Source organism: Vibrio sp. 10N.286.49.E11 (assembly GCF_041469505.1).
In the GTDB taxonomy this organism is placed as follows: domain Bacteria; phylum Pseudomonadota; class Gammaproteobacteria; order Enterobacterales; family Vibrionaceae; genus Vibrio; species Vibrio crassostreae_C.
Map to the genome: position 1 here is coordinate 59,918 of NZ_JBFRKQ010000039.1, position 14,465 is coordinate 74,382.

13 protein-coding genes and 1 pseudogene are annotated in these 14,465 nt (G+C 44.2%); 7 read left to right on the forward strand and 7 right to left on the reverse strand.

Translation table 11 applies throughout. From position 1 onward, the window contains the following. Positions 1-799 precede the first annotated feature (799 nt). The 3 genes from AB4167_RS08845 to AB4167_RS08855 all read left to right on the forward strand — a co-directional run bounded on the left by AB4167_RS08845 (position 800) and on the right by AB4167_RS08855 (position 2,238). The gene (locus AB4167_RS08845) at positions 800-1,087 is read left to right on the forward strand and encodes an antibiotic biosynthesis monooxygenase (protein ID WP_333918177.1); all 288 of its coding nucleotides are present in this window, start codon (positions 800-802) and stop codon (positions 1,085-1,087) included. Further along, positions 1,087-1,641, forward strand: coding sequence for a nucleotidyltransferase family protein (locus AB4167_RS08850; RefSeq protein WP_102431347.1), 555 nt, complete (start codon positions 1,087-1,089; stop codon positions 1,639-1,641). Before AB4167_RS08845 ends, AB4167_RS08850 begins: the two co-directional genes overlap by 1 nt. Positions 1,642-1,812: 171 nt before the next feature. Then, positions 1,813-2,238, forward strand: a complete 426-nt coding sequence (locus tag AB4167_RS08855; RefSeq protein ID WP_372136412.1) for a bifunctional diaminohydroxyphosphoribosylaminopyrimidine deaminase/5-amino-6-(5-phosphoribosylamino)uracil reductase RibD — start codon at positions 1,813-1,815, stop codon at positions 2,236-2,238. 16 nt (positions 2,239-2,254) lie between these two features. Here the strand turns inward: AB4167_RS08855 and AB4167_RS08860 are convergent, their stop codons facing one another. After that, on the reverse strand, positions 2,255-2,707 hold the full coding sequence (locus AB4167_RS08860) for an NUDIX pyrophosphatase (RefSeq protein WP_372136413.1): 453 nt from the start codon (positions 2,705-2,707) through the stop codon (positions 2,255-2,257). 291 nt (positions 2,708-2,998) lie between these two features. On the opposite strand from AB4167_RS08860, the gene AB4167_RS08865 reads away from it, so the two are divergent. From AB4167_RS08865 to AB4167_RS08875, 3 genes and pseudogenes are all read left to right on the forward strand, one after another. After that, positions 2,999-4,711, forward strand: coding sequence for a pseudouridine synthase (locus tag AB4167_RS08865; protein WP_372136414.1), 1,713 nt, complete (start codon positions 2,999-3,001; stop codon positions 4,709-4,711). 155 nt (positions 4,712-4,866) lie between these two features. Then, entirely contained in the window at positions 4,867-5,247 is a 381-nt protein-coding gene (locus AB4167_RS08870; RefSeq protein ID WP_017060579.1) for a hypothetical protein, read from the forward strand. Positions 5,248-5,558: 311 nt separating this feature from the next. Further along, positions 5,559-6,719 (forward strand): annotated as a pseudogene (locus tag AB4167_RS08875) (multidrug effflux MFS transporter). 201 nt (positions 6,720-6,920) lie between these two features. Here AB4167_RS08875 and AB4167_RS08880 read toward each other — a convergent pair. The 4 genes from AB4167_RS08880 to AB4167_RS08895 form a co-directional block, all read right to left on the reverse strand. Beyond that, a complete protein-coding gene (locus tag AB4167_RS08880) occupies positions 6,921-8,279 on the reverse strand; it encodes a Na+/H+ antiporter NhaC family protein (RefSeq protein WP_136982880.1) in 1,359 nt (452 codons plus the stop codon). 189 nt (positions 8,280-8,468) lie between these two features. Beyond that, complete coding sequence (locus tag AB4167_RS08885) at positions 8,469-9,233, reverse strand: hydratase (protein WP_048612850.1); 765 nt, start codon at positions 9,231-9,233, stop codon at positions 8,469-8,471. A 206-nt stretch (positions 9,234-9,439) separates the two neighbouring features. Continuing rightward, positions 9,440-9,745 carry a DUF3861 domain-containing protein gene (locus tag AB4167_RS08890; protein ID WP_017069212.1) on the reverse strand — a complete coding sequence of 102 codons (306 nt, stop codon included), beginning with the start codon at positions 9,743-9,745 and terminating at the stop codon, positions 9,440-9,442. A gap of 33 nt (positions 9,746-9,778) precedes the next feature. Continuing rightward, positions 9,779-10,270, reverse strand: a complete 492-nt coding sequence (locus AB4167_RS08895; RefSeq protein WP_017069211.1) for a DUF2798 domain-containing protein — start codon at positions 10,268-10,270, stop codon at positions 9,779-9,781. Between the two features lie 97 nt (positions 10,271-10,367). On the opposite strand from AB4167_RS08895, the gene AB4167_RS08900 reads away from it, so the two are divergent. Then, positions 10,368-10,793, forward strand: coding sequence for a MarR family winged helix-turn-helix transcriptional regulator (locus tag AB4167_RS08900; protein ID WP_017060573.1), 426 nt, complete (start codon positions 10,368-10,370; stop codon positions 10,791-10,793). Between the two features lie 111 nt (positions 10,794-10,904). Here the strand turns inward: AB4167_RS08900 and AB4167_RS08905 are convergent, their stop codons facing one another. Together AB4167_RS08905 and AB4167_RS08910 are read right to left on the reverse strand one after the other, a co-directional pair. After that, a complete protein-coding gene (locus tag AB4167_RS08905; RefSeq protein ID WP_372136415.1) occupies positions 10,905-11,966 on the reverse strand; it encodes an MBL fold metallo-hydrolase in 1,062 nt (353 codons plus the stop codon). A 164-nt stretch (positions 11,967-12,130) separates the two neighbouring features. Further along, the gene (locus tag AB4167_RS08910) at positions 12,131-13,915 is read right to left on the reverse strand and encodes an SgrR family transcriptional regulator (RefSeq protein WP_046209356.1); all 1,785 of its coding nucleotides are present in this window, start codon (positions 13,913-13,915) and stop codon (positions 12,131-12,133) included. Positions 13,916-14,465: the final 550 nt, after the last annotated feature.

The window sequence follows — 14,465 nt, forward strand, 5'->3', positions numbered from 1 at the left end:
AACAAGGAACAAGGAACAAGCTTTAGTTTGGGGTAACAGGTTTAACAAACGAAGATAAACTTAGAGGAGGTATTAATGAGCTGACATTGAATTGCATTGTTGTTAATGCCTGCCAGCTCTTTGGGGATGATTTCGTTAGTCGCCGACCAGATGAAGGTCCTTGAGAGTGCTAATGAAATCAGTTTGTTGCGTTTTACATTTGATTAAGCTTTTCAGCTTTTAAAGCTCTACGATTAAAGCTTATTTCTTTGATGCTTCTTTTGACGTGTCTTTCCAGTATTGGATACGAACGCGATGAAGCTGTGCTCTTCTCATTTTTTTCATAAGGGATATTTCCTTTTCTTTAACTGCTCTTCATGAGCTATTTTTATTGCCAACTATTCGAATCTAACGGTGTTTGATGCCCAGATCAATGATACAAATCACAAAATATATAGAGTTTTGAGTACCATTTACATCAAAGTACGACCTAGATATCAACTATGGCTCAAATCAATCCTATGAGCCGCTGTTCAAAATTGAGGTTAGTTCTCTCAGATGACAAATTCATTTCAGTATCAATACAGTTCAATGATACTAATTTAATAGACCGGACCAACGCTGATTTAGTTCCAGTGTCTTATCATTTGTTGATTACATCACCTTTAAAGTTACGGTGTAACTAAAAAATACATTCAATGTGAACTAATAATCGCCACATTAGCCTATACGTCACAACATCAAAATGGGATTATGTTTGTAACGGATAGAGCTTTTGATAGAAAAAAACCGTAGTGAATAAAATTAAATGGACGTAATTATGAGTAAAGTAATTCTGCAAGGGCATATTCTAGTGCCAGACAACGACCTAGAAGCCGTCACACAAGCCTTGGTTGTGCACAAAGAGCTGACACTGGAAGAAGCTGGTTGTATCGTGTTTCGAGTCAGTCAAAGCACCCTTCAACCTAATCGCTTTGAAGTGTATGAAGAATTCACTAGCCAAGAAGCATTCGAAGCGCATCAGCAGCGAGTAAAAGCCTCAGAATGGGGTGAAATCTCCCAGAACGTGACACGTCATTACCAAGTCACCGATGTTCCGACATCATAATGATACATCCACTAGCCAACCACATCATCACATTGATCAAACAAGATCCCTTGCGAATGCAGGTTATAGACTGTGTATCTCAGTTGGATTTACCGCAGTGTTATGTCGCTGCGGGCTTTGTGAGAAACCTCGTTTGGGATCACCTACATGGTTATACCTCCCCGACCCCACTCAATGATATTGATGTGATCTACTTTGATCCCATTGATACTTCCTACGAATCGGATCTTAGATACGAGGCTCTGCTTAAACAACGGTTACCCGAACTGAATTGGCAAGTTCGCAATCAAGCCTGCATGCACACTAGAAATGGCGACAAACCTTACCAAAGCTCATTGGATGCGATGAGTTATTGGCCAGAGAAAGAAACCGCAGTCGCCATAAAACAGAGCCTCACTGGGGATATCGAGTGCATTTCGGCGTTTGGTTTAGAGAGCTTGTTTGGTTTAAAAGTCACCCCCAACCCAAAGCGTAGCCGAGATATCTTTGAGCAAAGAGTACAATCCAAGAACTGGCTGACCCAGTGGCCTAAGTTAACGATTAGTCACCGTTAACTAGCTTTCGAATTCAAGCGCTAAAACCATTGACTAAAAGTCCAATCAGATCGACCATGCCCCAGTTGTTAGCTGACTAACTTAGTAGCTTAGTAAGTCAGTCACTAATCAACTCATCAACCACGCGTGGCAACTAACTGCTGCGCCTTCTCGTCATACAGAGTAACGACCATGAACCAACAATACATGCTGCAAGCACTCGAAGCTTCGCGCCAAGCCTTACCTGATTGCCAACCAAACCCACCAGTAGGCTGCGTTTTGGTGAAGAACGATAAGGTGGTGTCTGTTGGGTACACTCAAAAAGTCGGCGGAAACCACGCCGAGGTTGAAGCACTGAATAGCTATGATGGAATAATGGAAGGGGTTACCGCTTACGTGACTTTAGAACCATGTTCATTTGTCGGCAGAACACCCGCTTGTGCCAATACATTGGTTAAAGCAGGTGTAAAACACGTAATAGTGGCAATGCTAGACCCAGACCCTCGTAATAATGGTCGTGGTGTTGCGATCCTTGAATCGCATGGCGTGAAAGTGGATGTAGGACTATGCCAAGAACAAGTGAGCGCCTTTTTAACTCCTTACCTTGGTAAGTCCTAGATCTAAACAGCCAGTATTAGTTCAATTTCGCTCGGTAAAGTGGGTTTACTGGTTTATCGACAAAGTACGACCAGATATGATCGTAGACCGCATGTTGGTTAGGGAATGGCGCTAATGCTTTTGCCTCTTCTAGATTGCACCAACGGTACTCCGTATGTTCGTCATTCAGTTCAATCGCTTGGTTGGGCGGGCATAGCACTGCAAAGACAGGGATTAGCTGAATTACATTCACGTGCGCCTCATAAAACTGCTCCAGAAACTGCGCGTTATACAAAGCTTCCACTTTAATTTGGGTCTCTTCTTCAAACTCGCGCACGATAGCCTGCCAGCCTGTTTCACCTGCTTCAATCGAGCCTGCGACATGGCACCAAAATTCGCCCTTCACACGCTTCATTAGTAGCATTTTCATTTGTCCGTCGATCTCTGAAATAGCGACACCAGATACAATCGAAGTATTGAGTGGAATCATAACGTTACCTTAGGTTGAACAAGGGGGCGGCAAGGCTACCACCCTTCGCATGTGAAGTTACCTTCTCTGACCAAAAACGAGAAGTTACTCGTCAATTAATGAAGTTTAAGCTATGACTCATGGGTTCAGTGTTAACCATCTCGCTTAGCTATCCAGTAATAGAACCATTTCTTATTTGAGGCGTATTTCGATAAAGAGTAGAATCGCCGCCTTGTACTGTGTTTAAAGCCTTTAAACATACACAGTAGACTCACAACCATTTATCACCACGATATAAGTATTAATACGACTATGCACTCATCAAAACCAACGCACGACTCAGAAAACAGCCATACTCCTGAGCATTGCTTCACTCGTTTTCAACAGCCGATCGAGTCATATTCGTTGCCTGAGCGTTTCACCTTCCCGTTCTATTATGAACCACACGCACTGTGTGAAATCGCTTCTCATCAGCTTCAACAATATCTAGAAACGCAAACCGACTGGCAGCATGACTTCGGGCTAGATTCTGACGCTGGTCGCGGAAAAATGTTTGGTGTGTTATTGGTGAAAAGCCCTGAAGGTGAATTGGGTTACTTCTCTGCTTTCTCAGGTAAAATCGCCGACCAAAACCTACTGCCTCACTTTGTGCCGCCCGTATTCGACATGTTGAGCAGCGATAGCTTTTTCCATCAAGACACAGCCGACATGATGGCTGTAAATGCGAAATTTAAAGCGCTGCAAGCAAACGCTGAATACCTCGAATTGTGTGAACAGTTAGCACAACAGAAAGCACAGGCAGAACAGGAGATCGAAGCGCAACGTTTGTTGATTATAGAAGGCCGAAAAACACGTAAAGAACAACGTGAGCAAGGTAAAGAGAACCTTGATGAACAAGCCTTCGAACAACTGAATAATGAGCTTAACAAAGCCAGTGTCGCCGACAAGAACCAGCAGAAGTACCTAAAGCTCAACTGGGAACAGACCCTGCAAGTGTTGCAGGCTAAAGTTGATGTTTTCACGACTCAACTGGCTGAATTAAAAGAGCAAAGAGCACACCTTTCTCATCAACTTCAACACAAACTGTTCTCAAAATACGCATTCAAAAATGCAGAGGGACACACAGAAGATCTGAACCAAATCTTTGAAGACACTCCAAATAAAGTCCCACCCGCAGGCTCTGGCGAATGCGCTGCGCCAAAACTTCTGCAATACGCGTATTTGAACGGTTACACGCCATTGGCATTGGCTGAATTTTGGTGGGGTCGTTCACCGAAATCGGAAATCCGTAAACACAAGAAATACTACGCGTCTTGCCAAAGTAAGTGTGTACCGATTTTAGGCCATATGATGAAAGGCTTAGAGGTGGATCCAAACCCATTACTTGAGAACCCAGCAGAAGGAAAAGACCTCGATATCCTGTTCCAAGATGAACACATCGTTGTAGTACACAAACCAGCAGGTTTTCTATCCGTGCCGGGTAAAAACATTAAAGACTCGGCCTACACACGCGTTCAAGAAATGCACCAAGATGTTGAAGGGCCATTTGTTATCCACCGTTTGGATATGGCGACCTCTGGCATTCTGATATTTGCTTTAACACGACGTGCGAACAAAAGCTTACAGAAGCAGTTCATTACTCGTGAAGTTGAGAAGCGATATGTGGCAATGATTGAAGGTGTGCTAGACCAAGATGAAGGCTATATTCGACTGCCATTGCGTGGCGACTTGTATGACCGCCCTCGTCAGATTGTTTGCTTCGAACACGGCAAGCCTGCAGAAACCAAATGGGAAGTGATTGAGCGAAACGAGCAAACCACTAAGGTTTACCTGCACCCTAAAACAGGCCGTACACACCAGTTACGTGTTCACTGTTCACACCAAGAAGGGCTTAACATGCCTATCGTGGGTGATGGCCTATATGGCAATAAAGCCGACCGACTGCACCTACACGCAGAAAGACTTGCACTGCACCACCCAGTCACCAAAGAGTGGATGGAATTCCAGTTCGACGCTGAATTCTAAAATCTCTCATTAGTAGCGAGCTTTGATGAGGAGTCACAACCGCTTGTGGCTCCTACCTCTTTTGGGTATATCTCCACGCTTATTGCACTACATCAAGATTCACTTTGTTGTGAAGAGTAGCATGCCCACCTTCTTCTCTCCTTGAGGCCTTTGATATGTCATCAGCTGCTTTGAATTTACAACCTAACAAACTGACTTCCCCATTAATTGCAACTCAAGCACCAAGCTTGAAGCCAATTACATCCAAAAAGCCAGACTTAAACTCGGCAATGCTTAACTTAATTGAAGAAGTTAAAAACGAACTCCCACTTTACGAGTCAGAGACGTTTATCTGTGGTCCAAAAGGAAATTGCTCGGGTTGCTCTAAGAAACTACTTGAGATGGTCGACAGCGAGTTAATGTATTGGGAGCACAGTATTTCCATTGGCCAAGGCCCTAACTTCGAAGAACTGCGCCGCTTTGGTAAACTATGCAGCAGCGTTCGACGTGGTTTAGAGCGTAACGGTTTAGTCGAAAAACGCCCAAAGAAAAGATAACAAGCCAAGTCGATAATCATTACAATGTGTCGCTGGCGATTACAAGCTACACTGCTACTAACTGATTGAACTCGTTAGCTATAAAAGCAATAATGTTTTGTAATACAATTCAGTGCACAGACCGACTTCGTAGATTCGAACTCATTAGAGATAAGTTCATCGTTACTTTCACCATATTCTTGAACGACTCTATCCTTCTTGTCTGACGTGCCTTAACCTTCTGTATATCAATATCACATCAATTAGAAACCTACCTTGGACAACGGAGAGCGACCTTGAAGAGACCACAACCAGTACTGGGAAAGACCGGTATGCTATTTTTTCTCGTCATAATAAGTGCTTTCCCTCCATTGACCATCGACCTTTACTTACCTGCGCTTCCGCAGATGGTCGAGGTGTTTAATACTGACCGATCAATGGTCAACCTAACCCTGAGCAGCTACTTCGTTACTTACGCCATCGGTCTTTTGTTCTGGGGGCCGCTCAGCGAAAAATTTGGTCGTAAGCCGATCCTATTAATTGGATTAGCGAGCTATATGGTCGCGAGCATATTGTGCGCGATGACCAATAGCATCGAACAGTTGATTAGTGCTCGTGTATTCCAAGCCTTTGCTGGCAGTGCTATCACCGTTATCGCTACCGCCATTGTCAAAGATCTTTATGATGGCAGAGAACGTGAAAAGATCATGGCGACTATCATGTCACTGGTGATCATCGCGCCAATGGTTGCGCCTGTATTTGGTGCCTTTCTACTGAAAATTGCGTCTTGGCGAATGATGTTCGTCACCCTCGCCATTTTTGGTGCATTTGCGTCAGTATTAGCTTGCTGCTATCGAGAAACGCTCGAAACCAAATACCAAGGTTCCATGTTCCGTTCATGGGGAAGAATGGGCGTGGTCATGAAAAACAGCTCGTTCCTCAAGCTACTGGTCATTTTCTCTATCATACCGATGGCGTTGATGGGCTTTCTTGCGGCGGGTTCTTATATCTACATCGATCGCTTTGGATTGACCTAACAACAGTTTAGTTACGCGTTCGCATTCAATGCACTGTGTGCCTCATTTGGTCCAACAATCTACATGAAGTTGTCCTACCGAATGCCGGTTCAAAAGGTCATCTCAGGATGTTTTGCTTTATTAGCGCTTGCGGGAATCTTCACCCTAACCATTGGCGACCTGTCCCCTTGGTTCTTCATGTTCATCGCTGCACCAGCGACATTAATGGCGATCATCATGCGAGTACCGGGGACCAACTTGATGTTGAATCAACAAGATCATGACACGGGCTCTGCCGTCGCACTGATACAGTTCTTCAGCATGATTTGTGGCTCGCTTGGCATGGTATTAGTTTCAATCCGCCCAGAGTCACTGATTGAAAACCTAGGCTTTATCCAATTATCCATCGGTACGCTAGGCGGCCTGATGTGGCTAATGGTCAGAAACAAAGAGTTCGTGACTAATAAGCTGAATTAAAGCTCTCAAGCCTAATTGTCATTCACACTACAATAAACTTGAAAACCGCTATAACGAAATTAGAAACCGTCTACATAGGCGGTTTTCTTGTATTTGAAGACGTACATTGAATTTTCAAGCCATGAGTTTCACGCACAAAAAAGCTCCTATTAAGGAGCCTTCTTATCAGAGCCAGTGAGCACTCAGTTTGGTCAATTATTACTAAGCTTGAGCCACTTGACGTGCTGGGTGTTTAATAAACACAGCTACCACAGCAACGACTGCAAGCGCGAAACAGTAGTAAGAATTAGCCACGATATCCAAAGGCGATAAGTTAAATACCGAACCTAATAGCAATACCTGTGCACCGTAAGGCAATACGCCTTGAATCACACAAGAGAAGATATCCAATAAGCTGGCAGAGCGACGTGGAGAAACGTTATTTTCTTCAGCTAATTGGCGAGCCACACTACCAGACACAATAATCGCTACCGTGTTGTTTGCAGTACATAGGTTCACCATTGATACCAAGCCCGCAATACCCAACTCACTCGCACGGCCATTCGCTTGCTTAGAGTGTGAAGAGCCAAACGCACGAATCACACCACTTACCAAGCTAGTCAGGAACGCCAATCCACCTTGGCGACGCATTAGCTCACTCAAACCACCAATCAGCATCGACAGTAAGAAGATCTCCTGCATGTTGCCGAAGCCTGCGTAGATATCTTGAGCGTAATCCGTCATACCGTAGTTCTCAACAGAACCTAGGCTCACGCCACCCGCCAGCAAGATACCAATCGTCAGCACAACGAATACATTCATACCCGATACAGCAAGAATCAAAATAGTGATGTACGGAAGGACTTTCAGCCATTCAATTGGGCCTGTTTCAGGAACTTGAGTTGCTGTGCTGTTGAAAGCAAAGATAACAATCGCGATAAGTGCAGCAGGAAGTGCTATACGGATGTTCTCTTTAAACTTGTCTCTCATCTCACAGCCTTGCGAGCGAGTCGCAGCAATCGTGGTATCTGAGATGATAGAAAGGTTGTCACCAAACATAGCGCCACTTAGCACCACGCCAGCGGTTAGAGGAATACTCATGCCAGCTGAGTCAGCAATGCCTAGTGCAACAGGAGCAACCGCAGCGATAGTACCCATAGAAGTACCCATTGCCGTCGCAATGAACGCCGAAATAAGGAAGATGCCCGGTAGGATCATGCTCGTTGGGATAGCCGATAGACCAAGGTTTACCGTCGCGTCCACACCACCAGAAGCTTTAGCCACAGCAGCAAAAGCACCCGCTAATAGGTAAATCATACACATTGCAATAATGTCTTTGTGACCCACGCCACCTAAGAACTGCTCGATCGCACGGTTCAATTTATCTTTGCTCAATAGCAGCGCTAACATCACGGCAGGCAGAGCCGCAATCGGAGCTGGAAGCTGATAGAAAGCAAAATCGACGCCTTGTAGCGACAGGTATGTACCCACGCCAATAAACAGCGCAAGGAAAACGATCAGAGGGATAAGCGCCACTGCCGAAGGGGCAATTACCGCGTTAGAATTTTTTGAATTGGACATGGAACGACAACACAATAGAACAGGAAGGAGAGCAGACTAATGTCACACTTAGAACTTGTCAACGTCTAGACGTCTAAACGCCTAATTTAATGCAAAGTAATAAGAACCCTATTGAGCATCACGTAATAAAAAAGGCTATTTACTCATCAGTAAACAGCCTTTCGATAACAGATAGTGCGTCGCTAGAAGTTAGCGTTTCTGCTTGAAGGTTACTTGGTATTCGCCAATACCTTCATAATGGAAGGTCGTTGGTTTATCGAATTCCATTTCCACGATACCGCAGTAAGAGCCCGTGATAATTGCTTCACCCGCTTGGAAATCAACACCACGACGCGTCATGTAGTTAATCAGCCAGTAAATTGGGCTTGGTGGCAGTGTATTCGGGTGCTTACCGTCGAATGCTTGAACTTGCTCGCCTTGAGTCACTTCAATACTGATCTCTGCAGAAGTGAACGCTTTTTCGCGATCAATCTCAGGGCCAATGAATAGACCTTGGTTTACTAGGCCATCGGCCAGTTTTTCATAGAACTCAGCGCCGCTGTCATCCGCAAAACGAGATTGCATTAACTCAAGTGCCATGTGGCAAGAACCAATCGCTTCGTTGATTTGCTCTTCGCTGTAGCCTTCTTGGCTTGCAGGCAGGCTCTTAGCAAGCGTAAATGCGATTTCAGGCTCAACGCGTACTACATCGTTGTCTGCAAACAGTTCACAAACTTCGCCTTGTTGAACGCTGCCCGAGAAGATTGGCGCAACAACAAACTTGTCTTCAGCCAGAGGAAGTAAGCACTTCCAACCGCCGACTTTATCGCTTTTCAAATCGATCATTGAAGATTGGATCTTTAGCGCATCTTCCAAGTTATTCGGACGGTACTGCTCGTCCAATCTTGGTGCTTTGGTGCCAGCAACGCGACGACTCAACAGTTCTTCAGCTGCTTGTTTAAATACATTTGTCATATAATATCACCTTTAGTTTTATGACCAGTATAATATCGGATTTTTTAAAGCTTGAATAGACAATTCAACAACGGTGCTACACCGAGAATTCAGCTATAAATTTTCGCATATTCTAGACGCAAACAACTGAAATTATTTTGATTTAAAGACAACAAAAGCCAGTAAGTTCGTTACTGGCTTTTCGATGTGTTGCTGATGGTTAGGCTTTACTGCCCTTTCAAGGTCTTCTTAAGGTTTTGCATGAAGTCTCTGAAGTGAGGCATAAAATTAACAAACAGAGGATGCTTTCTATCTTGCATCATCAATGGGCCGAGTAAGCGGATACTCACGCCTAGTCGTGCTGCTGATTGCTCATCTAAGCCGCTGTCTTGTTTGATCTTCTCAACAATCGCGAACATGTTTTCTCTGTCTTCAATTTCAAACTGCATGGTTTGAAGTTCGCGGTCTTCTTTAACGCTCACTTCTTCAATAGTGATGCGGTAGTTATTGTGTTTGCCTGTAAATGCTTTCATGTGGATCTCCTACAATGCTGTGAAATGTTTTGGCTAGCTCTTCATGAATCGTTCTAGCTTAGGTTTAACCGTCATCGACATTACGACCATGATCGTAAGGCCAACAGGAAGCGCGGCAATAAATCCATTAAACCATCCACTGGTAAACGCCGATGTATCCGAAAATCCAATGTTATTTGCCGCTGTTACAAATGCCATCATGGACTCCATTATGAATGCCATGATCAGTCCTACGATCAGGTTGCGAACTTTCTCGCTATAAGTTGTGAACACTCTAGCAACGGCTTTGGTGACTAAAGCCATCATCACCGTGCCCATTGGCATCATGATCACGACAACAAGGGCTAACGAAGAAAGCCAGTTGCCAATAAATTCCTCGCCGAATCCGACATTCATGTAAGTCATCACAGCCGTTAAACTGCCGCCAATCGTCAGCATTAAGCTCATCATGACCAAAACTTTGTATAAAACCGGTGTGCCTTTTTGCTCAGGAAGAGTTGGCGTTAGAGTTGCTTGAATCGTCATATCTATTTCCTGTCTTGAATTTACGAACAATTAAGTTGATAATGTCAACTATAAATACAGTAGTTGATAATGTCAACTATATTTCTAAGGATCGTTTATGTCTGATAACACATCGCTAGAATCAATCTTTCGTCTAGTGCACTCTTTGAAACGTCAAATGAGCGAACAGATTGAGAGCTTAGACTCAGAGATCGCACCTATGAACATTCGTGTCATGAAGATCATTACTAAGAAGTCTCCATGTACCGCTATCGATATCGCACACTTCCTAGATCGTGATAAAGCACAGGTCACTCGGCTCATTAATGCCTTGATCAATCAGGAACTTGTGAAGAAGTCTCCGAACCCGGAAGACAAGCGCAGCCAGTTATTGGTTCTGACTGATAAGGGTCAAGAGATCATGAGTAAGGTCTCGGATATCGATCGAGACATGCTGAAGAGAATGACCAAAGGCATGGCCGAAGACGAGTTAGAACAATTCAGAAAAATTGCGAAGAAAATGGCGCAGAACTTAGAAAGCTGATCTTAAAAATAAAACGAAAAAACGCCACCGAATCGTAAGATCGGTGGCGTTTCGTGTATAAGTTGGGTTGTACAGCTTAGTGGTTTAGCTATGTCTATTTGGATGACAGCTCTAATTCGATGCTAGTTTCCACCATGCCTGAACAGGTACAGGCTCTGAGATCACCAAACGTTCACCCATCACCGGGCTTACCATTTGTACATCTCGCTCTTTGCTTATCGCCAGTGCTTGTTCCATTGGGTCTTGCCAATCATGCATAGAAAGGTCGAAGGTACTGTTGTGGATTGGCATCATCACCTTACCTTGCAGATCAATGTGTGCCTGAACACTCTGTTCTGGGAACATATGAATATCCGCCCAAAGTGAGTTATACGCACCCGTTTCAACCATGGTTAAATCAAACGGCCCAAAACGGTCGCCAATCTCTTTAAAGCCATTGAAGTAACCAGAATCACCGCTAAAGAAGACTTTCTTGTCTGAAGCGTTAATAACCCAACTGCCCCACAGTGTTTGGTCACGATCAAGCAAGCCACGACCAGAGAAATGCTGTGTCGGTGTCAACGTGAACTCAATGTCTGAGGCCGTTGCCGATTCCCACCAGTTCAATTCGATGATCTTCTCTTTATCCACGCCCCACTTTTCCAACAGTGCGCCCACTCTTAATGGCACTAAGAACGTCCCTACTTTGTCGGCTAATACCTTCACGGCACCTTTGTCTAAATGGTCGTAGTGATCATGGCTGATCACTACCACATCGATGTCAGGTAGATCTTGCAGTGAGATTGGGGTTGGGTGAAAGCGCTTTGGCCCCATCCATTGCACGGGTGATGCACGATCACTGAATACAGGGTCAGTCATCACTAGCTTCCCATCCAGTTTCATCATCACACTGGAGTGACCTAAGCGGTAAGCAACGTCGTCTTGTTCTTCGATCAATTGCTCAGCTGTCATCGGTATCAGAGGCAATGCAGCTCGTGGCACCGGCTCATTTCTTTCCACAGTCACGTAAGCTTTCAAGATTGAAAAAATATCAGACATACCCGATTTGTATTCCAACTCACTGTTAACAAACTTCTTCGGAAGCTTATCTAGATTGTCGTTTGATTGTGAACCTGTGCTTACGATAGCGACCACGGCAAGTACTCCTAAAATCGGTAATAGATATTTTTTCATTGATATCTCTTTAATCATTGGGTCTATCCCAACGCAAAACTACACTGATTAGTTTACATAGTAAAACTAAAAAGTAAACCGGTTAGTGTAACTTATATTTTGGCTATATGTGGACCTGCCGAGATCGGCTAGAAAAGAATAGTGAATCTATTTAGTTAGAAATATTAATCCGCAGACCATACATTCTTGAAATCTGGCCAACCCCAGTTCGTGATGGCTACATTCTTCAGAATACCTTGGAAACGCACGGTTTGTAGGTGATGGAACATAGGCACTAACCAATAATCCGAGATCAGCGTCGATGCAACGGGCTCCAACTCTGCCAAGTAATTCGGCAGTTCAACCGACGCTTTGTGATGGTCTAAACGCTGCTTGAGCCAGTCGCTGTTCATCTCTCCTAAAGCAGAGTGCAAAACAGGATCATTCATCATCCACGAAAACAGCGAAGACGGAGCATTATCATCGAGATTCAAGTTACACAGCACCAAGTCTTCTTTTAAATCGCCACTCTGAGAGAGCTGCGCCAGTTCGCGAAAGCTGTAGGTGTTCACCTCAACTTCCACGCCATATCGCTTCAATATGTCTGAAACGCAGAGGGCACATCGATACAACGCATAATAGTCGTAAACCGCAATACTCATCTTTTTCGGCAGTTGTGCCTCTTTCGAAGGCGTTCGATACAATTTCTGCCAACTTGGCAGTATATTTTGAGCCAAAGAGACACTAAACAGACCTTTGTTATGTTCCAACTGAGACAAGATCGCTTGTGGGTTGGTCAGTTCTGAAAGGTATTTACGCTGCTCATTATTAAGCGGAGTTGCCCCAGAGTTTTGATTGAACAGGATAAATAAGCACCCATCCTCGACTCGGCTACGAAGGCCGTCTGTGTCTGCAGAAACAAGTTCCGCATCGCTTTTCCCTAACTGATGAAAGCAAGAAGAATCTTCATAAGGCGATACGTGCATTTGGCTGTCATCAAAACGAGCACTGCCCGACATTGATTCTTCAAATTGCCAAATGGTGACCTCATCCGTTAAAGAACGACAGCCATAATAATGTTCAAATGCCGCGAGTTTGATACGTTCATTATTGGTCTCAACCACTTTGAAGGGCCCTGTTCCAATAACAGCATGAGATACCGAATTGAATGGCGATGGCTCACGGGTCACTTGCGCAGCAGGTTGAATTGAATACTTAACGCCAGCAAGCAAGCCAGCAAAACCAGTATCGGCCTTGGTCAGTTGGAAGCTGATTCTTAACGGCTGCTCACTGTAAACTGAAGCGACATGGGCAAGTTCTGTCTGATAGAAAGGTAAGGTTTGCAACGCAGAAAACATCGAAACTAATTGCTTAGCATCCACAGGCTGTCCGTCATGGAAAGTAAGCCCTGGGCGCAGATAGAAAGTCCAAACGAGCTTTTCAGAATCATATTGCCAGTGATGCGCCAACTCAGGCTTCAACTCCCCTTTGCCATTACAAGTCACTAAACAACTGAACACTTGCCTGATCAAAAATCGCTCACTACTGCGGTGAATATGATGCGGGAATAGGTCTTCAAACTTACGTTTATAGGTTAATTGCACGTGCAGCAGCCCTTCACGCATTGTCGCGCCAGAGGTTTCTTGGAGGAGAGAGCCAAATACAGCGCGGTCATTGTCTAGAATTGAGAGTGCTTTTTCGTACTTGCCCTGCTCTATCAATTTACTGGCAACATGTTGATTTAATTCTTGATTGCTAAAGCGCAAGGTCAGATTAGAACGTTGATTCCTACCGACTTTTGGTTCCCACACCACCCACTCAGCCTGATGCATCTTACCTAACAAGGTGCGAGCATGGCGCAAGCTGGTGAACAGCTTGTCTGCGACCTCAGTTAAGGTAACCGAGTGTGAGAGGTTAGGCTCAAACGAATCTAGCCTTGTGTAGTAACGCATCATGTTTAGATCAGACAAATAATGAACCTTTTTAGAAACAACCCTTCCTGATTAAGCTCATTATAAAACACATCAGCTCAAAAGTAGCGATAAAAGACAAAAACAGGAACAACTTAGTAAAAATCCATCTGTTTATTACTTCCTATTAAGTGACCATAATTAATGGGTCAACAAGGAACGACGAGTTCCTACCAAAGCCTAATACAAGAGAAGTAATCATCATGAGAAAATACTATCTTAATAAGCTAAAAAGCACTTGTAGCAAGCTCGAAAGAGAAGCACTACGAACACTTATAGAGCTATGTAACTGGCGTTATTAGTACACTTTTAAGCACCGAGTTAACGCGAGTTGAGTACAACCTAATAGGCTCCTACCCCCAATATGAGTTAGGTCTCAACTCGCTTTTCCATTCCAAACTCCCTCTCAACCTAGTTGTACCAATCGCTCACACATTCGATAAATTTCCGTTGTCGACTCGACAAATTTAATTCGTTTTCTTAGTTAAACGAAAAGCCTTAAGGTTCGCCCCGAAGCAAGCAAAGAGCCTCAGAAAAAACTGAAAGCTCA